At 40.0% G+C, this 19,610-nt stretch carries 16 protein-coding genes; 5 read left to right on the top strand and 11 right to left on the bottom strand.

What is annotated here, in order from left to right; translation table 11 throughout:
* Positions 1-375 precede the first annotated feature (375 nt).
* Positions 376-1,185 (top strand): DUF2797 domain-containing protein, encoded by an 810-nt coding sequence (locus tag ADS77_RS19495; protein WP_054203047.1) that lies wholly within the window; start codon positions 376-378, stop codon positions 1,183-1,185.
* Here ADS77_RS19495 and ADS77_RS19490 read toward each other — a convergent pair.
* Complete coding sequence (locus ADS77_RS19490; protein ID WP_054455909.1) at positions 1,172-3,676, bottom strand: EAL domain-containing protein; 2,505 nt, start codon at positions 3,674-3,676, stop codon at positions 1,172-1,174. The two genes, ADS77_RS19495 and ADS77_RS19490, sit on opposite strands and share 14 nt — an antisense overlap.
* An 80-nt stretch (positions 3,677-3,756) precedes the next feature.
* On the opposite strand from ADS77_RS19490, the gene ADS77_RS19485 reads away from it, so the two are divergent.
* Complete coding sequence (locus ADS77_RS19485; protein ID WP_054203045.1) at positions 3,757-4,047, top strand: DUF4144 family protein; 291 nt, start codon at positions 3,757-3,759, stop codon at positions 4,045-4,047.
* On the opposite strand, the gene ADS77_RS19480 is transcribed toward ADS77_RS19485, so the two are convergent.
* From ADS77_RS19480 to ADS77_RS19455, 6 genes are all read right to left on the bottom strand, one after another.
* Positions 4,030-4,950 (bottom strand): histone deacetylase family protein, encoded by a 921-nt coding sequence (locus ADS77_RS19480; protein ID WP_054455907.1) that lies wholly within the window; start codon positions 4,948-4,950, stop codon positions 4,030-4,032. The two genes, ADS77_RS19485 and ADS77_RS19480, sit on opposite strands and share 18 nt — an antisense overlap.
* Before the next feature lie 100 nt (positions 4,951-5,050).
* On the bottom strand, positions 5,051-6,598 hold the full coding sequence (locus ADS77_RS19475; RefSeq protein WP_054455905.1) for a serine hydrolase: 1,548 nt from the start codon (positions 6,596-6,598) through the stop codon (positions 5,051-5,053).
* A gap of 22 nt (positions 6,599-6,620) precedes the next feature.
* A complete protein-coding gene (locus tag ADS77_RS19470) occupies positions 6,621-7,115 on the bottom strand; it encodes a gamma-glutamylcyclotransferase family protein (RefSeq protein WP_054455903.1) in 495 nt (164 codons plus the stop codon).
* 39 nt (positions 7,116-7,154) lie between these two features.
* Positions 7,155-7,778 carry a LysE family translocator gene (locus ADS77_RS19465; protein WP_054203041.1) on the bottom strand — a complete coding sequence of 208 codons (624 nt, stop codon included), beginning with the start codon at positions 7,776-7,778 and terminating at the stop codon, positions 7,155-7,157.
* A gap of 5 nt (positions 7,779-7,783) precedes the next feature.
* Entirely contained in the window at positions 7,784-8,566 is a 783-nt protein-coding gene (locus tag ADS77_RS19460) for a hypothetical protein (protein ID WP_054203040.1), read from the bottom strand.
* Between the two features lie 15 nt (positions 8,567-8,581).
* On the bottom strand, positions 8,582-9,052 hold the full coding sequence (locus ADS77_RS19455) for a CreA family protein (RefSeq protein WP_054203039.1): 471 nt from the start codon (positions 9,050-9,052) through the stop codon (positions 8,582-8,584).
* 466 nt (positions 9,053-9,518) lie between these two features.
* Between ADS77_RS19455 and ADS77_RS19450 the strand changes: the two genes are divergently transcribed.
* Entirely contained in the window at positions 9,519-9,851 is a 333-nt protein-coding gene (locus ADS77_RS19450; protein ID WP_054203038.1) for a 5-carboxymethyl-2-hydroxymuconate Delta-isomerase, read from the top strand.
* A gap of 23 nt (positions 9,852-9,874) precedes the next feature.
* On the opposite strand, the gene ADS77_RS19445 is transcribed toward ADS77_RS19450, so the two are convergent.
* Complete coding sequence (locus ADS77_RS19445) at positions 9,875-11,995, bottom strand: winged helix-turn-helix domain-containing protein (protein WP_316244667.1); 2,121 nt, start codon at positions 11,993-11,995, stop codon at positions 9,875-9,877.
* Between the two features lie 504 nt (positions 11,996-12,499).
* Positions 12,500-13,621 (bottom strand): cell division protein ZapE, encoded by a 1,122-nt coding sequence (gene zapE, locus ADS77_RS19440; RefSeq protein WP_054455902.1) that lies wholly within the window; start codon positions 13,619-13,621, stop codon positions 12,500-12,502.
* A 58-nt stretch (positions 13,622-13,679) separates the two neighbouring features.
* On the opposite strand from zapE, the gene rsuA reads away from it, so the two are divergent.
* Together rsuA and ADS77_RS19430 are read left to right on the top strand one after the other, a co-directional pair.
* Complete coding sequence (rsuA, locus tag ADS77_RS19435; RefSeq protein WP_054203035.1) at positions 13,680-14,378, top strand: 16S rRNA pseudouridine(516) synthase RsuA; 699 nt, start codon at positions 13,680-13,682, stop codon at positions 14,376-14,378.
* Positions 14,379-14,503: 125 nt separating this feature from the next.
* Positions 14,504-16,132 (top strand): methyl-accepting chemotaxis protein, encoded by a 1,629-nt coding sequence (locus ADS77_RS19430; protein WP_170174179.1) that lies wholly within the window; start codon positions 14,504-14,506, stop codon positions 16,130-16,132.
* Positions 16,133-16,206: 74 nt separating this feature from the next.
* On the opposite strand, the gene ADS77_RS19425 is transcribed toward ADS77_RS19430, so the two are convergent.
* On the bottom strand, positions 16,207-16,980 hold the full coding sequence (locus tag ADS77_RS19425; RefSeq protein WP_054455901.1) for a YggN family protein: 774 nt from the start codon (positions 16,978-16,980) through the stop codon (positions 16,207-16,209).
* 134 nt (positions 16,981-17,114) lie between these two features.
* A complete protein-coding gene (locus ADS77_RS19420; protein ID WP_054455899.1) occupies positions 17,115-19,544 on the bottom strand; it encodes a zinc-dependent metalloprotease in 2,430 nt (809 codons plus the stop codon).
* Positions 19,545-19,610: the final 66 nt, after the last annotated feature.

Raw genomic sequence — 19,610 nt, 5'->3', positions numbered from 1 at the left:
TTCGTGATTAATTTTGCAGCAGTCTATTTGGTATTTAGGCAAGGCAGCGCCTATGCTGTGTGGTTGTTCCCCATAAATAGGCGATAACGCAGTATAAATGCCAAACATGCGCTGCCCAAAGGGTTCTTCCTAGGGGCGATTAACTCTTTGTTACTCGGTTTTTACTTATTCTCACATGGATGTGAGCCAGTAGAATAACGCAGGAGCAGTTATCGAGCCCACTCGATTCCAAACCTCGCGCCGCGATTAAATCGGCCCTGGATTGAACAAATTTCAATCCACAAAGATCAACACGCCCTTGTCATTCACATTAAATAATCAGTCAGTGCAATTACATGTTAAAATCCCCTTTTTCACATCTTTAGGGGCGTAAAGATGCAAGGCACAATTAAAAAATTAAAATCATCGCTAACTCAGCCGATCCAATATCATCTGCCAATTGGTGATGAGTTAGTTGATCTCAATGCTTATATTGGCAAACAATTAACACTGACTTTTAACGGTTCAATTTTATGTTCGAGTTGTGGTAAAAAAACTAAAAAAAGTTACTCTCAAGGACACTGTTTCGTGTGTATGCGCAAGCTTGCTAGCTGCGATATGTGCATTATGAAACCTGAAACCTGTCATTTTGATCAAGGCACCTGTCGTGAGCCGCAGTGGGGGGAAGAAAACTGCATGATCCCACACTATGTTTACCTCGCGAATACATCGGGTTTAAAAGTCGGCATAACCCGCCACACGCAAATTCCAACCCGCTGGATTGATCAAGGGGCAACCCAAGCACTGCCTATTTTTAAAGTGCAAACACGCTTACAATCTGGTTTAGTCGAAGTCGCGTTAGCACAGTTTATTGCTGATAAAACAAATTGGCGCAACATGCTCAAAGGGCAAAATGATGTACTCGACTTAAAAGCAGCCGCCGCTGAGCTTATTCCGCAAATTGCAGATAAACTCAATGAACTGGCTGAGCTATTTGGCGCAACAGCCATTGAGCAACTCAATGAGGACGTTGTTGATTTACAATTCCCTGTTACAGAGTACCCAACCAAGATTAGCTCCTTTAATTTCGATAAAGAGCCCGTTGTCAGTGGTATTTTAAATGGCATCAAAGGGCAGTATTTAATCTTTGATACAGGCGTAATAAACATCCGTAAATTCACCTCTTACGATGTTACGCTGGGGTAAGCTGGGCATAAAACTCAAACCATTGCCGCTGTGCTAAGGGGCGGCAATAATAATAACCTTGTATTACATCACAACCTAAACTTTGCAAATAATTATACTGCGTTTGCTTTTCTACTCCTTCCGCTACAACGCATAGATTTAAGCTCGTAGCCATCGCTATAATAGCAGCCACGACTTCACTGTTGCCATACGCATCAGGTATTTTGGCAATAAAACTGGCATCGATTTTTAAGGTATCTATTGGAAGTTTAGTTAAGTAACTCAGTGCCGAATACCCTGTACCAAAATCATCAAGCGCAATGTGCACGTCCATTTTTTTTAGCTGCTGCAATTGTTTTTTCGCCTGACTAAAGGAACTTATAAAACTACTTTCAGTTAACTCTATTTCAAGACAGTCCCCAGACAAATTATAACGCTTTAGCATCTGCTCAACACTTTTTGATAACTTGCCTTGGCTCAAATGACACGCAGAAACGTTGACTGCAAGCCGCCCTGCTTTTATACCTTTTTGCTGCCACAATGCCAGTTGCATGCCGGCATTATTTAGCACCCACAAATCAAGTTTTACAATTAAGCCTAACTCTTCCGCTAATGGGATAAATTGTGCGGGAGAAATCATCCCTAATGTAGGATCATACCAACGAAGTAATGCTTCAACGCCTTTTATTGTTTGTGTTTTTAAACATTGCTTAGGTTGAAAGTATAACTCAAATTCATCATTCTCTAGCGCATGCTGAAAACGACTCATCATGGCTAAACGCTCTAAAGAACGCGCATTCATTGATGACTTAAACAGCTGAAAAGAGTTACGCCCTATTTCTTTAGAGCGATACATTGCGATGTCTGCATGTTTTAAAAGGGTCTCACTATCGAGTCCATCCTCCGGATAAATTGCTGCGCCAATTGAAGCGGTTGCGCCCACCTCCAATCCTTCCAGCTGAAAAGGGATATTCAAATGGTTAAGTATCTGATCAGCCAAACTAATCACCGATGCGATATTATCAACCTCGCATAACACCACAAATTCATCGCCTCCTAATCGTGCTAGCGTATCCCCTTCACATAGCAATGCTTGTAAACGTTTAGCCACCATTTTTAATAATTCATCACCGGCGCTGTGCCCTAAGCTGTCGTTAATTTCTTTAAAACGATCCAAATCAATAAACATTACGGCAAGCATGTCGTTATTTCTATGTGCAGCTGCCAATGCCATGCTTAACCTATCATTAAATAAGCGTCTATTGGGTAAACCCGTTAGCTCATCAAAGTAAGCGAGTTGAACTATCTTCTCCTCTGCATTTTTTCGCTCTGTAATATCACTAAAAATTGCCGCATACACAACCTCACTGCAATTTGGCTCTCTTATTTGAATAATGCTGAGCCATTCAGTATATAAATCACCGTTTTTTTTACGGTTACATATCTCCCCTTGCCAAACACCTTTATCCGCAATAGATTGCCACATTTTTATATAAAAACTTTTACCGTGCTTACCTGAACTGAGGATTTTTGGCTGTTTACCTATTACCTCATATTCTTGGTAACCTGTTAACGTCGTAAAGGCCGGATTAACTTGAATGATTACGCCATCTTGTTGAGTGATCATTATGCCATCAAGCGAAGCGTCGATTATTTTATTAGCAAGATATAGGTTACGCTGTGAATGCTGTAGAGCGATGTCTCGTTGTGCGAGTACTTTTTCAAGTTCGCTACAATATGCACTTTCGATTTCATTAATTAAGTGCTCAAGCGATAAAACCCCTTTAATTTCTTGAGTGTCAGTCACCACTAAATGACGCACATTGTTATCTGACATTAATCTATAAGCATCAAACAAACTATTTTTTGGGCTAATTTGATAAAGTGGCCAACTCGCAAAATCCCAACAAAAATGCTTACTTTCATGCTCAATAATTAAATGCAGTAAATCACGCTGGGTAATAATGCCATGTTCGTTTTGCTGCTTATTGAATACCAAAATAACTTTTTCGTTGCGCTCATACATTAGCTTTACAGCTTCACTCACCCCCATATTTGCAGGCACTATTGATATATTTTTACTGTATTGCTCATTCACAGGGCGAAATTGTAAATAGTGATCCAAACCTTGATTGCGGACAATATCCGTGATGCTAATCACGCCACATGGTAGAGCGCTTTCATCTGTCACTAAAAGGTGTCGTACACTGTATTGATGAAAAACTAAAGCGGCATCGCTAAGCAATCGCTGGCTCGAAATACTAATAACGGGGCTCGACATTACTGATGCTATTTCCACGCTTTTTATTTGTGGATTATTAAAATCAAGCTTCATACAATCAGCTTCTGTCCATATTCCACAAATAGAGCGATGCTCTTGAACAAAAATAGCACTGACATTATGTGCTCGCATTAACCTCACAGCTTCGATAAGATGCGTGTGCTTAACACACGAAATAACCTTATTTGTAAACACATCACATACTTTTTGGTAACGGCTACTTTTTGGCATCATAGCTTCCTTGTTTGGCACGAACCGAAAAGTATAATAAAGCTTATTACCAACCATTTGATTTAGGACAATAAACCAGCATGTCATACCCAAAAATCATCATTTATAATGAGGAAATAGAAATTGCGCATCAGCAAAGTGACGTAGATTGCTTTTTATATGGGATCAGCGAGCATGAACAAAAAAATGTGAGAGTGCTAGAGGAAAGTGGTACCTACCACACACTTTTAGGAAAAGCATGCCAGCCATTAAGTGCCGATGAGTTAGGTGTATATGTAAAGCATTATTTAGCAAATGAAGGGCAATGTTGCTTGAGTAAAATTCAACAATTAAGCCCACAACAAGCGTTTGATTTACTCGCTATCAACTAACGCTTTTACATGAGCAATTGCACTGCGCCCAAGTGCTGAAAGTGAATACCCTCCTTCTAAATAAGAGATAATTCCTTTACAACCAAGCTCTTTGCTTAACTTTGCCAATTGATCAGTCAGCCATGCGTAGTCATCTTCAACAAATTTTAAGCTTGCCATATCATCTTCAAGATGAGCATCAAAACCGGCGCTAATAAAAATAAGTTCAGGCTTAAACTGCGTTAATTTAGGCAGCCACTGTTGGTTATACAGCGCTTTTAAATCATTGCCATCACTGGCAATCGGTAAAGGCGAATTGATGAGTGTTGCGTTATTTTCTATTGCCGTATTAGGGTAAAACGGATACTGAAATAACGAGCAAAATAATACATTGTCATCATCAATAAAAATATCCTGTGTACCATTTCCATGATGCACATCAAAATCGACTATCGCAATGCGCTTTACGCCTTTGCTTTGTGCGTATTTAACGCCAATGGCTAAATTATTAAACACACAAAAACCAGCTGAGGTGGTTCTATTCGCATGATGCCCTGGCGGACGTACTGAGCAAAAAGCAGCATCGAGCTTATCTGCTAATATTTCATCTACCGCCAATATGCCAGCCCCTACTGCGCGCTCAATCGCCATAAGTGATTCTGGACATAACCAAGTGTCACCATCAAGTGATGCAAGCCCTTGAACTGGAATAGTGCTTTCAACTTGTTTTACCAGTGCTTCATCATGTGCTAACAAATAATGCGCTCTAAGTGCTTTTGGGGCCTGTTTTTGCTGTACTGCAATATCCAACCCGCTGGCTAATAAGCGATCTGATATCGCATCTAAACGCTCAGGGCATTCAGGGTGATCTTCAATCATTTTATGTTTGCGGCAAAAAGGATGTGAAATAATCGCGGTACGCATAAAAGCTCCATCTGTATCAGCAAGTGGCAACTATAACAAAGCCACCGATTGGTGGCTTTGCGACTTTGGTTTACTATTCTAAAATAAAAATTCTAACTAATTATTTTTTTGCTTTTAGTGTTAAGTTTCTAAAGTCAAAACTAAAATCTGTAACAGCCGTTGAAACAGCTTTCATTTTGGCACTTTCAACACGATTTTTAGTCGTCATATCAAACGTAATAAACGCATCAGCCTCAAGTAGTTTTTCATCCCATTTAACAATAAATGTGTTGCCTGTGTAGTGCTCTAGCTGGCCTTTTAAACGCTTGGTGTGAGTAAAGTCAATACGCAGTTTACCGTCTAACTCTTCAATAATAACATCACCATACCAATCGTCTTTCAATGTACCTGTGTAGCTAATATTAGGTAGTTGTGGCTGGTAGTCAGCAGGCGCTTCTGGCTTAGCATTTGCGTACGCTTTTTGCTTGCCTTCAAAGTGCTTTTTAGCGAGCTCTTCAACCCAGTCTTTATCTTCAAGACCAAGTGCATCTTCGAGCACCTCATGAGTAATTGCCGATAACGCACCGAATGCTTGCTGGTTGCTTAAAATGACAATACCGAGGTTTTTCTCTGGTACTAATGTCACTTGCGATACCATGCCTAAAATCCCGCCACCGTGTGCAAGCTTTTTAACACCGTGATAGTCCTCAATACTCCAACCTAAGCCGTATCCTCTAAACTGTTGATGATACGCTTCATAAGCCGATTTAGAGGCAACAGAGGTAATATGCGGGTGCCACATTTGTGTTTGTTGTTTATCACTAAATAATTGTTCGCCATTAGGCATTGTGCCACCAGCAAGTTGAGTACGTAACCACTGGCTCATATCACTCACGCTTGATGCTATTGCGCCAGCTCCACGAAAGTCCTCTAAGTAGTTAACAAAGAAAGGATGTAACTTGCCATCCATTGGGATGTGCCCCGTTGCCCAGTTTTTATTGTTACTTGGGATACGCGAAAACCCCGCACGTGAGTTACCCATTTTAAGTGGCTGTAGAATATTTTTTTCGATGTAATCGTTCCAGCTCATACCTGACACTCGAGCAACCACCTCACCAGCAGTAACAAACATTAAGTTGTTGTAAGCATATTTACTGCGAAAGCTGCTGGCGGGTTTTAAATACTTTAAACCGGCAAAAATTTCTTCAATTGATTTATTCGTATCTGGCCAAATCATTAAATCGCCTTGGCCAAGACCTAAACCACTACGGTGGCTAAGTAAATCTCGAATGGTCATTTCACGGGTTACATATGCATCATAAAGACGAAACTCAGGTAAGTGATCAATCACTTTATCGTCCCAGCTTAGCTTCTCTTCATCAACTAATTTAGCTAATGCCGCAGCCGTAAATGCTTTGGTATTTGATGCGATACCAAATAACGTGTCTTTATTTACCTTGTTGCCAGTTTCCAAATGGCTTACACCAAAGCCTTTGGCAAACACCACGTTATCGTTTTCAACTATCGCCACAGCCATGCCAGGCACATCAAAACGTGCCATCGAGTTTTCGATTACTTGGTTAATATTGTTCGTATCAATATCAGCGTAGCTATTAAATGCACACCCTGTAAATAACGTGGCGGCAATGGCTAATTTAGTTAGTTTCATAACAGTCCTAGTTTAATTTTTATTATTGTTGATGCACTGCAAACTCAATTGCAGCACGTTCACTATTACTATCTCGACATGTTTGTCGTGATTTTATGGCTTCACTGTACTCATTTGGCACACAAGCTTCAAGCGCCCCGCGATGAACGTGCTGCATATACCAGTCATAAGGTAATATGTCCTCATTAGTAGTATTTGCAATATAACAATGAGCATTGAGAACTTGCCCATCAAGCAGCGTTACTTGAACATCCACACAATCGTAACGCGGGCCTTCAATGTCATCTAAAATGCTCTTTTCATCATGGTTAAGTTGATAAACAACACCATATACTTGCGTATTTTGGTCATTGCTTGGACGAACATTACCTTTGCCTGACCCATCAAGACTCACCATATTAAAAGTCAGTTCATAGCCATGTAGGATCGCCGTACCAACACGCTTAGCATTAGGTAAACGCGCGAGTAAACGGTTAGAAGACATATTGGAACCAAAAGAAAAATTATATATAGTCATATTTACCTGCTCTTGTATTGGCGTATTAGTTGATGATTTTTACACCACGATTCTTATTGCTAACGCGATAAGAATCACACCAATACCACGGTCGAACCAATGGCCACTTTTTTGAAAGAAACCTCGTACACTTTGCTTTGATAACACCAAGGATAAAAACGAAAACCATACCCACGTTGCTAAAGCCATATAAAGGCCATAACCAGCTTGAACAATTAACGGTGTTGATTGACTGATCACCAAAGTAAATAACGACATAAAAAATAGCGTTGCTTTTGGATTTAATGCATTTGTTAAAAAGCCACGGCGAAACGCAACCCAGTCAGATTCTGTTGAGGCAGATGGTACTAAATTATCCTGCTCTGCTGTGGCCGGTTTGGCACTTCTTAGTGCTTGCACACCAATATAAGCCAAATAAGCCCCGGCTAAATATTTTAATGCCATAAAAATAGTCGGTGATTGCGCGAGTAAAACAGCAACCCCTAACAAGCAATAAGTAACGTGTAATAATATTGCTAAACCAACCCCAAAACTAGTCCACAAAGCATTTCGCCGCCCTTGCTGAATACTCTGCTTGAGCACAATCGCAAAATCAGGACCCGGGCTTGCTACCGCAAAAAAATGTGCCAATGCAATTAGTAAAAATTCATCAAGATAAGCCACGTTAATTACCCTGCCTTTTTCTCATCAAGCGCGAGTAACAGTGGATTAGCAGTGTCATTTACCAATGCTTTAATTTCTTTTTGCGCTTTTTTAAATTGACCACGTAAATGCGATTTTAGATATTTTTTAGACTCTTGATGGCCTTTAAAGTGGCAAATAAGTGCATGCATAAATAACGTTTGCGATTCACTCAAGGCCGCTTGTCTATTAGCATAGGGGTTGTAACATGATCCACATCCGCCCTTAAATTGATACACCGTATTACTCATCATGACACCAAAGCCTAAAAAGCACGCAAGTGCATCACTGGCCTGAGGTAAAAACTCCTTTCCCCCAGGTGGTAACACACCAACATGATGGATCATGATAGTCGCTAAAGTACCGGCAAAGCTTGCTACTAAATCTTGTGGCTGGTTAATTTGATTTGGATTAAATGACACATTAACACGGTGCGCAGGCGTCACCATTAATTTACTTTGTGCACCTCTAAGCGAGTTAGAAAGCTCAAAATGAGGAAATACTTGAGGTTGTAATTGCGCAGGCCCCACCAATTGAATCGGCCAAACGTGCATTCCCGCATAATTCGTTACACGCTCAAAAACGTTACTCGCCATTTCCTCAATGCTTGATACCGCATCGGGAAAGAACTGATGGTTTGGCAATACTATATCTGTATTATTTATAAAATAATCACTGTCGAAATTTTCAATTGCCCATACAAAAGTATCGATCAGCCACTGCTGTTCTTGCTCATCTAATAATGGTTTTGCTTTAAATAAGGCTAACATAATCTGCTCTTTTAGTTATTGTTGCGCTTGTGCCCACGTCCACGCTTGTGTGTTATACAGCGGCACAGTAGATAATGCGTGATGGTGACTGCCTGTCGACTCTTTTGTTGAGTATGATAAGTACATCAAAGTACGCGTCTGTGCATCATAAACACGGCGGACTTTTAATGATTTAAATAAAATACTCTTTGATGACTTAAAAACCACCTCACCTGATTTACTACGATCTATTGCTTGTAATTGGTCGGCGGTGATTGGTCCCGTCTGACGACATGCAATAGACATATCGGAAGGATCTGCAAAATCTAAATTAGCCTCAATATGGCTGATATGACAAGTAACACCTTTAACAAGAGGATCCTGTTGCGAATTAACTTTAATGTCTTTCGTGGTAAATAAGCCTAAACTGACCGACGCGGCATCATCAGAACACCCCGACACTGTAAAAATAACAGCCAGTAAGCAACCCATTTTTAAGTATTTCATACTGTTCCTTAACGTAATTCAAAGAGTAGGGTTTTTATACCCAAACCACCTCAAGATGCCAGTTTCAGTTGGAGTTAAAAGCAATTTAGGCAAGGCATTGATTGCAAGTAATAGTGGCTCTATTATTAAAATCAATCCCTTATAAAAGTAACGCAGTATAAATCGCTTTTAAACCAACCCGTAGGGCGTTTCACAGGCACTAACTCTCATCGTTGTTACTTCTTAAAAGGGACTGCCATTGTTGCAAAGTAACGCCTTGATATTAAGCCCCTGTGAAACGCTGAATTCAGCTTCTTGAGGTAGTTTGGGTATTTATTTCATTTCAACTATTTTTCAATACTAACACTAAACGTATTTGTAACTATAAAACAAATTTACAATGATATTGCCCACCAGCTAGCTTGTGTGTCTTTATGCATTTGTATTCTGCTAAGATAAGCTCAACGATCATTTAAAGGAACCAGTAATGCCACACATTGTTATTGAACACTCTGAAGATTTACCCATTTTACCACAGGTGTTGGTCGAAAAAATTCACCAAGCCGCGTTTGAAAGTAATCTATTCGAACTCGACTCAATAAAGACGCGGGCAATCGCCTATACCCATTATCAATTAGGAGACGGTAAAGAAGGCTTTATCCATGTTGGGGCGCATATTATGCAAGGTCGTACCGTAGCGCAAAAACAACAATTGAGTGAACACTTACTAGCATGCCTAAAAACCTATTGCCGAGAATCAGATAGTTTAAGCGTCAATGTTCATGACATGTCTGACGATATCTACCGCAAATGCACTTAGCGGTACTTTTGAATCGATATAGCTCAAGGTAAATACTGAGCTTTAATGCGCTTTATATCTATTTGTGGTGATTTATAAGCGCTGTAAACTAACCAACCAGATTGAGCTATATAAGTCAGCCCTGATGCTCGGCTAAATGCCCGCTCGGGTAAGCGCATAACATCATGATGGCTTTGGTTTGCTAAATCGTAATAACTCAAACGGTAATCAGCCCGATCTACATTAAAATAATAAATCCGCGCAAGGCTTGTTTCATCCGCTTTAACATAATGCCATGCCAAATCATTCGACAAGTTTATATTTGGCACTAGCACTTCTTCCCTACCTGAATCTGCATACTTAACCCAAAGCTGTTTAGCGCTCGGCTTAGCAAAAATTAAATCACCTTGCTGCGTTTCATAAGCATAATAAGCAGGCTGCTCAATCATTTTGCCTAAGTTTTTACCATTAAGGTTAAAACGATGCACATATTTACTATCCGACACTAAAACAGTTTGACTGTCTTTCCCCCATGACACTTTTGCATGGTACTTAAAACCGGTCTTTAACTGCTCACTTACTTGTTTTTCAAAATCATATATATAAAGCTGATTTTTGCCTTTTATGAATAATGTAAAAGCAATGTAACGTCCATCAGGTGACCAAATAGGATTAAAAATACCCGACTTAAAATCAGTTAACTGCCGTCGATTTGTACCATCTTGATCCGCTATCCATAATTCACTTTCATTAGATTCATTAGAGATAAACGTAAACTTATTTTTTAATTCATTAAAATCTGCATAACGCATATTAAAATCAGTGGATAGCACTGGAAATGGAGAGCTGGCAACATTGTCCCCCAACTCAACCCGCATAAGCGTTGAATCTGTATGCCATTGATGAAAATATAAAGTCCCATCGTCTGCATATTCAGGGTAACTTAGCCCTGTAACCTTTGAATCCTGAATAATATTTGTATCTAAATGATAAAAGTAGCCTTGGCGCTGCCCATGTTCTACCGCAGAGAATACCAGCTGACTCTTTTGGGGATGCCAATCTACCCCTCGAAGATCCAAAAAGCCTGATGTGAGTTGTTGTGTATCACCGCTACTAATATCGATTAAAAATAATTCTTCGTGGCCATCGGGTAAATTGCGTGAAACAACCAATTTCGTACCATCTGGAGAAAAAGCCACTGATTCATCCTGAATATTACACGCTTGTTTGCACGGTACTTGGCTAACGGCTTTATCTGATGATAAGTTAATAATATTGAGCTCTGAACTGAGCGTCCCGTCAACTGTTCGCTCGCTGATGTAGACCAACTTATCACCTTGAGCGCTAATATCTAAATCTGTCGTAAAATTTACAGCGCAGCTACCGAGCAACTTTGTAGCTGCACCACTAAGTGTTTGTTCAATAATGTCACATTTACCACCATCTGAACGCCGATAATAATAAATACGTTGCTGATCAGGACTAAAAACGGCACGCCCTTCAATACCATCGCTATTTGTTAAAGCAATAGCAGCTTGCTCGGGAGAAAATAAATCCTGTAAATAAAGGTTGGCAAGTTCACCCGGCTCTCCCCATGAGTACACTAATAAATGGTTGTCGTTTGATACCCCCGGAAACAGCTCTCGCCCTGGGCTTGTAGTTAGTGTTTCAATATGATCTGTTAAGCGTGTTTTGTAATTGCGAGTTTTGCTAGAGTTATCATGTAGGAAATAAAAGGGGCTAGTAACAAACACAATAACTGTAATAACAGCACATATAACTTGCATTGATGAAAAACGAGAAAATATACTTTTTTTAGTGGGTATTGCTACTAATTCATTTTGGGTTAAAGAGCATGGCGTTAGCGTAATTCGGTACCCTGTTTTACGAAGTGTTTCAATATAAATAGTATCGGGGTCAAGCTCTTTAAATGCTTTTCTCAGGTGCCAAATAGCATTCGTAAGTGCTTTTTCACCTACATAGCTATTACCATTCCATACATTTTCAATTAACTCTTCACGAGTAACGGCTTCTGGGTAGCGAGAAACTAAAAAACACAATAGCTCTATGAACTTTGGTTGTAAGACCACTTCAACATTTGCACAACCTAATTTATTCTCAGAGGGTAAAACTCGACAAGGTCCTAACAGAAACGGCTGATTCATATTCATAAACGGCTATTAACACCTCCAATTTAGATACCAGAAAGGATACCCTTTTATAGTGACAAAAAGCAAAGTTACTCAACAAATTAAATAAACGTGTTTTAAGAGCCACCAAAAAATAAACAGGTAACCATTTGTTTTTTAATGAATAGATATAAAATAGATATAAAATAGGGAAATAAACGAGCCATTCTTTATTGAGTTTTTGTCCGCAATTGCATAAAACATTGCCTGTACAAATCTATTCGTTAAAACGTTAACTAAATCTTTGTTCTGCCCGTCCAAAGTAGTGAGCGTACTAACAGTCACAGCCTTAGATAATAAAATAATTCTCATCCTTTTTAGTGGAAGTGAATGTCTAGCATTGTGACTATCGATGGATAGCTAAATATATTAAAAATATAATTAGCTTTATAAATTTATACCTAGCTCGATTTAAATTGAGCTAGATTATATTCCTACTAGGTTGTTACCAAAGGCATGGCTTGAAAAAGCCTGCCTTTTTTAATTTATAAGTGGCCAACTTTGCATCTCAACCAATCGAGATACAGTTCGTGCATATTCAAAAGCCAATTTTTTACCTTGATAGAGCTGTGCAATAGCAACATCGGCACCAATCACCAATAGCTTACCGCGATCATAAAACTCATCCACTAACGCAATAAAGCGTCTCGCTTCGTCATCGAGTGTATGCTCTTGTAAATCTTGTTTCTCACGTTGATAGCTATCTTCAATACCATGCACTATTTGTTTATTTGTCGCACTTGCTCCCATAACTGGCACGTTTGCAATATAAATACGCGTAAAATGTTGCGCTAAATAAATATAATCTGCGGTGCTACGAGCTCCTGAGCAAAGCGCCATAAAGTCGAACATAATGGCATTTTCACTGCGCACTAAGTACGTCATATTACGACCACAGACGCTAATATTTGAGCCTTGCCTTATATGGTTTTCAGAGCTTTTAAAGTGCGAGATTAATGTACGCTCTAAAGCCCCAACAAAGTAATGCGTCGCTAATTGGCCAAATCTAAAACGGTGATCGACCTCTCCCGCTACATCTATAATATGACAATGCCGCTTAATTAATTCTATCGTAGGTAAAAACCGCGCCCTTTGCAGGCCATTGTAATAAAGCTGTTCTGGTTGACAGTTAGAAGTTGCAACAAGCACGACTTGTCTTGCAAATAATGCTTTAAATAACCCAGCCATGATCATCGCGTCGCCAATGTCAGAAACAAAAAACTCATCAAAACATATTAATTTAAGATTGGCTGACCACTCCTTGGCTATTTGATCTAACGGGTTTTTAATTCCTTGTAATTGCGCTAAACGCTGATGTACTTGCGCGATAAAATGATGGAAGTGTAGACGCGTTTTTTGTGAAATCATCACGCGAGTATAAAATACATCCATCAACATCGATTTGCCTCGCCCGACAGGCCCATGCAAATAAACCCCCTTTACAACAAGCGGTGGCTGCCACCATTTTAGGGGTGTCTGTAAAGCGTTTGCTAACTCATCAAGTGCCGTTACAGCCTTTAACTGCGCAGTATCAAGCTCAAGTTCACCCATGGTGATTTGTGTATTGTAATACTGTAATATTTGTCCGCTTGATACTGTCATGGTATATCACTATCGGCTATAATCGCCGCCATTGTAGCCGACTAAAAATGTGAACCCAATGAAATTCCCTTGCCGCTTAGATAAATTCATTAGCCACCTTGCTGAGATCCCACGTACAAAAGTCAAAGCCGGGCTTAAAAGCAAATTTGCATTAGTTAATGGAGAACTCGCGACCGCACCTGATCTATCAATCAAAGCAACAGATGAAGTAACCTGGCAAGGCAAGCCTCTTGTATTTTTGGGTAAGCGCTATTTCATGCTAAATAAACCGGTGGGTTATATATGTGCCAACAAAGATGACATGCATCCCACCGTATTTGATTTATTTGATGAACCTAACATGAGTGATTTTCATGTTGCAGGTCGCCTTGATATCGATACAACAGGATTAGTCTTGATCACCAACGATGGCGATTGGTCTCATAGAATTACCTCACCAAAACACAATAAGTTTAAAACTTACCTAATTGAAACCATAGAGCCAATAACTGAAGATGCACTAGAACAACTTCGTCAAGGTATACAACTACATAACGAAAAAGAAATCACAAGGCCAGCCATTGCAGAGCAACTTGCTACTTTTAGCTTACGCTTATCAATTAGCGAAGGTAAATACCATCAAGTTAAACGAATGCTTGCAGCCGTAGGCAATAAAGTTGTTGAGTTACATAGAGAGAAAATAGACGGTATTGAACTAGAGCACTCTTTAAAAAGTGGTGAGTATCGACAATTAACGTCTGAAGAGGTTAATCTTTAATTCAGCAAGTTTTTTAACTTGAGTAAAAATCACGTAAAACTCCCTAATAATCATTAATTAAATCTGACAACGGGTCGATAAACATGGTAGAAATTTAGGGTCATAATATAAATAAGGGGCTCAATGTGCTGTCAGGTTTAGCATTAAGAACAAAAACTATCCTATTTGCTGGGGCGATGTTTATAGCACTTAATGCTATTGCATTACTTGGCTTACAGTCGCTGCGCCACGCTAGCGAAACCGATAATATTGCGCGTATAAATCAGCTCATGAAAAGTACCAGCAATATTGTCGCACAATTTGAGTTACTCGCTCAAAATGGACAATTAACCCAAGAACAAGCCCGCGAATTTGCAACTAACATGCTTCGTGAAAACAAATACCATGATTCTGAATATGTTTACGTGGTAAATGACGAGCTTGACTTTATTGCCACTCCTCACGATCCCCAACTGCATGGTACGAGCTTTAATGATTTTAAAGATGCCAGCGGTAAAAGTATTGGTCGTATGGTTGAGCAATTAGTTGGTCGTCAAACGAATAAAATTATTACTTACCACTGGGATTCAGTCCGTGATGGCGAAACAGTTGATTTGACCTCAGTAGTACAGAAAACACCCTACTTTGGTTGGTATGTAGGTACTGGCATTAGTGCTAAAGAAGTCGACGAGCGTTATTGGAATACCGCAAAGTGGTTACTAGGCTTATCCCTTGTTATTGCAATTGTTTTAACTATTGCAATTGCTCGCTTTGGTATTGCTTTGAGCAATGCACTTGGCGGCGAGGTCACTGAAGTTATAGATATAGTAAAACAAGTGTCTCGTGGCAATTTAAACTCACATATTCGTACAGACGCGCCACCTGAGAGCATTATTGCAGCCATGCAATATATGCAGCAAGGTTTACGTGGTGTAGTAGGCAGTATTAAAGACGTCACTGATAGCCTTAAAAGTCAAAGCTTTGATAACGAGTCACGCTCAACTGAACTTGATAAACTAACACTGAGCCTAAATGAAGAAACGCATATGGTCGCATCAGCTATCACTGAGCTTACGGCCTCTGCGCAAACTGTTGTTGAGCATGCAGAACAAGCAGCCTACTCTGTTCAAGAAGCTGAAAATCAAGGGCAAAAAGCCAACGATTTAACAACCGAAGCGGCGGAAACAATTGTACTTCTTGAAAAGCAAATTGACAGCGCTGGTAATAATATCCAAACACTTGATGACGAAGTTAACAACATTGCCAATGTACTGAGTGTCATTCAAAGTATTGCCGAACAAACTAACCTACTTGCACTTAATGCTGCAATTGAGGCGGCCCGAGCCGGTGAGCAAGGCCGTGGTTTTGCCGTTGTGGCCGATGAAGTTCGCCAACTCGCACAACGCACGCAAACCAGCACCGAAGAAATTCGTAATATGATTGGCAAACTACAAACGGCTACGCAAGACGCTAAAACATCTGTAAACCTGAGTATTGCGACTAGCGAACAAACGGTTGCGAAGTCTAAAAATGCCAGTGAAGAACTACAACGCGTTGCATCATCCCTTAGTGCCATTGCACAAATGAGCCACCAAATCGCCACAGCAGCTAAAGAGCAGCTTGACGCAGGAGAAGACACCGCTAGGCGTATCGTGACAATATCTGATACGGCATCAAAAACAGCTGATGTATCGCATCAAGCGCACGCAGCAACTGATTTAATTAAAGGCCTCACCAGCAACCTTGAAGCTGAAGCCGGTAAGTTTAGATCATAAGCACTTATTTACTTCCCATAAAAAAGCCCGCAAAATAAAAGCGGGCTTTTTTTTAGCTATTTAGCATCCCGTGCTTAGGATTTTATTTGCACTAAATCAAAATCAGCTAAGCTTGGTACAATCATTTGCAAACGCGATTCTGTTACATCTAACGAGTTTAAGCATTCACAATATTCAGAGGCCTTTAAGTCAAGTTGGTGCGCTTTTTTCTGGAGTGACTTATCAATTTCTTTCGAAATAATATCCATACGTAAACCCATGTCGTTGATTCGATCTTCAATATTACCTTCACGTGACTTAAACGCATCACCAAGTGAAACCAAAATTGCACCTAATGAGCCATGTACCGCTGAGTGAATTTTTTTACTGATCTCTTCGGTAAAAAAATCATCAATTTTAGATAATGATTGCGGCGCGATAAAAAAGAAGTCATCACCGCGTTTAAATTTATCCATTAATGCACGCTCTACGTACTGCAGTTGTGTTTTTAGTACTTCAGGTTCTTTATCAGACATACCTTCAACAACCTGCTCAATCGCACTTAAACCCAGATTAACACCATCAGTAGCCAGCTCAACTAACTCAGGCACGGTATCGCGAATACCGGCACTAAACTGGGCTAAAACCAAACTTTCCTCATTACTTAAGTCAATCCAATAACCACGGATAAACAATTGATTATCATTATTAATTTGGACGCGTGTTTGGCCTTTATCAACAATACGAATAATATCGTCGGTGATGATTAAACCATGACCTAATTCAACTTCACACTGAGCTTGGGCAGAAAGATGCAGACTTGAAAGTGCTATAGATAACGCCAATATCGACCGAGATAAAAACGCCATAAACACCTCAAAAAGACTAAAAATGGAAGGTGGCTAGGTTAACAAAAAACCAGTTTTATGCAAGAAAAATGGTAGGCGCGATTTTACATCGCGCATGGGTGCCTCAAGTGCGCGGGATAAACCCGCGCCTACATTTAAATAGGTGAACCCGGTGGAATTGGTAATGCTTTAAAGTTTTCAGGCCATTGCCCTGTTTTTAAAAATTGACTTATTTGATCAGCTAAATACTGTTTAAACGCACTATCGCCTACACTGGCACTGCTTAGTAGTGAATCCTGCTGGTAGACTTTATTCAATTTTACTAAGTAATAACGCAGCTGAGCTTGCACTTCTGGCGCTACTTTATCACTGGCCACTAAGTCAGCGAACTGTTTGGCAGTAAGAAGTTGTACTCGCTGGTCAATTTTACCTGCCATGCCTTTTTTACTCTGAATTAAAAACACTTGCTGATACACTTTTGCAAGTAATTCATCCAGACTAAAAAATGCATCACTGCGCACTTGTTGTTGCGCCAAACGGTTTAAACGCTGGCTATTAAGCAATAAAGATAAGCTATGTTGCGCCGCCACTTCAGGAAGTGCCATGGCATCAAGCGTTAATCCCGTGCGACCTACAATGCTTTCTCGATTTTTAGACTCACCATACGCCTTTGGTGGGATCAGCGCTAAAATAGACTCAGGCAACACTAAATTATCTGCATGTAATGTTTCAAAGATAGCTGTTAGAGCAAGCTGCTGAGTTCGTTTTTCAACAACTTGCGCACCTTTTATCGCGGTATCACCCCGTACTTCATAGTCATAATCAACACCTGCAATTAATTTAACCGCAGACTCAACTTGATAACGATGAAATAAATAAAGTGGCACTAACATTTCTTCTAACTGTGAAATCGACACGCCCGTTTTAATATTTTTAATACCAAAATTAGCCAAAGCGAGTTTTCGCACAGCCAGTACACGCGTTAACTCATCACTTGGCGATGCCCCATTATCCCAAAGGTGTGCTGTTGGGTGAGCACCGCCTTTTGCACGCGCATCGGTATCAGAAATAAACTCAAGCCCCTTGGCTTTATTATCAGCCAAAATAGCAGCAAGTTCAGCGTCTTCATCAAGATTAGTGAAATCACTGTAACCATACTTTATAACTTGCGTGTCCCACTGCCCCATACCATGTGCATAACCACGACTAACATCAAGCTCACCTTTATCTGTAAAGCTTAATAATGGGTGTGGGTAATCCATCACTGATGCGCGATCGGCCACTGATGCTGAAAAGTTATGGGCTATACCAAGGGTATGACCAATTTCATGAGCGCTAAGCTGGCGAATACGATCTAAAGCCATTGCTTGTAGGGTTTTAGCAACTTCGTTACCCTCTAAGTAAGGCGCTGCTAAGGCTTCTGCTATTAATATATCTTGACGAACGCGTAACGAGCCAAGCGTTACATGGCCTTTTAAAATTTCCCCGGTGCGAGGATCAATTACTGAGCTTCCATAAGACCATCCGCGTGTAGCACGATGTACCCATTGAATAACGTTGTAGCGAATATCCATCGGATCCGCATCATCTGGTAACACTTTTACAATAAAAGCATTTTTATAACCCGCTTGAGCAAACGCATCATCCCACCACTTAGCACCGTCTAATAAAGCGGTTTTTACTGGCTCAGGAACACCTGGATCTAAATAATAAGTAATCGGCTCAACAGGATCGCTTATCGGTAATGAGGGATCTTTTTTACTAAGACGATGACGCGGTATATACCGTACCAGCATTGACTCGCTCAAAGGCGCTGCATAGTCTTTGTGTTCAATACTCCAATACCCTGATTGAGGGTGAAATTTACGCGGTGTGTAATTATCATCAGGTAATTGAATTAATGAATGATGCATATGCACAGTTAATGCATAAGGGTCGGCACTTACTTGACGTATAAACTCCCCCGGTTGAGAGCCTTTAAAAGTGAGTACAGCCTCAAGCTCAGTGTTTTTAACAAACGCTTTTGAACGTTCAACAAGCACAGCACTGCGATTTTCGTCTAAACTAAAGTTACCTTGTTTACGCGCAGCGAGTGTTCGGCTTACACCATGTACATCACTCAATAAATAAGGAGTGTAATCAATCAATACGGCTTGTGGGTTTTGTGCAACAACTTTAAAACCCGCTAAAATACTTGATGCAAACGCTTCTTTTATACTTTTTTGTTCAGCTTTATTTGTGGTATTTGCACGATAATAAGTATTGATTGCTCTGAGCATCACTTTGTCGCCAAAGCGCTCAAACTGCACTAAATATGTATTGCCAAGTTGGCCTCGGTCCAGGCCGATATCGTTAGAGCCAACACCGTAAGGTAAGCTTTGCTGTAGTAAAAATTGCTGTTTCAGTTTATCTACTTTTAAGTAAATTTTACCGTTTTCATTATCGTAGTAAAAAGAGAAATAGCCCGGAAAATGATTCATTTGTTCAGTAAAATCATTTATAGACTTAATTGCTGCGTGCGCTTGGGTTATCATAGTTAGCAACACAGTAAAGAGTATGTAACGTATCAATGGTATTTTTTGCATAATCTTATCTTTGTTATTCGCGTTTTAAGATTGTATGGGTACTTCCAGTATAGGATGTTACATCTA

This window comes from Pseudoalteromonas porphyrae, from assembly GCF_001298125.1.
Classification (GTDB): domain Bacteria; phylum Pseudomonadota; class Gammaproteobacteria; order Enterobacterales; family Alteromonadaceae; genus Pseudoalteromonas; species Pseudoalteromonas neustonica.
Note: the sequence above shows the minus strand (reverse complement) of the source record. Positions and strands in the feature narration are given on the sequence as shown.

Bases quoted from the DNA above. Each gene is read 5' to 3' on its own strand.
- ADS77_RS19495 (WP_054203047.1), top strand. From the start codon at position 376: ATGCAAGGCACAATTAAAAAATTAAAATCATCGCTAACTCAGCCGATC.
- ADS77_RS19490 (WP_054455909.1), bottom strand. From the start codon at position 3,676: ATGCCAAAAAGTAGCCGTTACCAAAAAGTATGTGATGTGTTTACAAAT.
- ADS77_RS19485 (WP_054203045.1), top strand. From the start codon at position 3,757: ATGTCATACCCAAAAATCATCATTTATAATGAGGAAATAGAAATTGCG.
- ADS77_RS19480 (WP_054455907.1), bottom strand. From the start codon at position 4,950: ATGCGTACCGCGATTATTTCACATCCTTTTTGCCGCAAACATAAAATG.
- ADS77_RS19475 (WP_054455905.1), bottom strand. From the start codon at position 6,598: ATGAAACTAACTAAATTAGCCATTGCCGCCACGTTATTTACAGGGTGT.
- ADS77_RS19470 (WP_054455903.1), bottom strand. From the start codon at position 7,115: ATGACTATATATAATTTTTCTTTTGGTTCCAATATGTCTTCTAACCGT.
- ADS77_RS19460 (WP_054203040.1), bottom strand. From the start codon at position 8,566: ATGTTAGCCTTATTTAAAGCAAAACCATTATTAGATGAGCAAGAACAG.
- ADS77_RS19455 (WP_054203039.1), bottom strand. From the start codon at position 9,052: ATGAAATACTTAAAAATGGGTTGCTTACTGGCTGTTATTTTTACAGTG.
- ADS77_RS19450 (WP_054203038.1), top strand. From the start codon at position 9,519: ATGCCACACATTGTTATTGAACACTCTGAAGATTTACCCATTTTACCA.
- ADS77_RS19445 (WP_316244667.1), bottom strand. From the start codon at position 11,995: ATGAATCAGCCGTTTCTGTTAGGACCTTGTCGAGTTTTACCCTCTGAG.
- zapE (WP_054455902.1), bottom strand. From the start codon at position 13,621: ATGACAGTATCAAGCGGACAAATATTACAGTATTACAATACACAAATC.
- rsuA (WP_054203035.1), top strand. From the start codon at position 13,680: ATGAAATTCCCTTGCCGCTTAGATAAATTCATTAGCCACCTTGCTGAG.
- ADS77_RS19425 (WP_054455901.1), bottom strand. From the start codon at position 16,980: ATGGCGTTTTTATCTCGGTCGATATTGGCGTTATCTATAGCACTTTCA.
- ADS77_RS19420 (WP_054455899.1), bottom strand. From the start codon at position 19,544: ATGCAAAAAATACCATTGATACGTTACATACTCTTTACTGTGTTGCTA.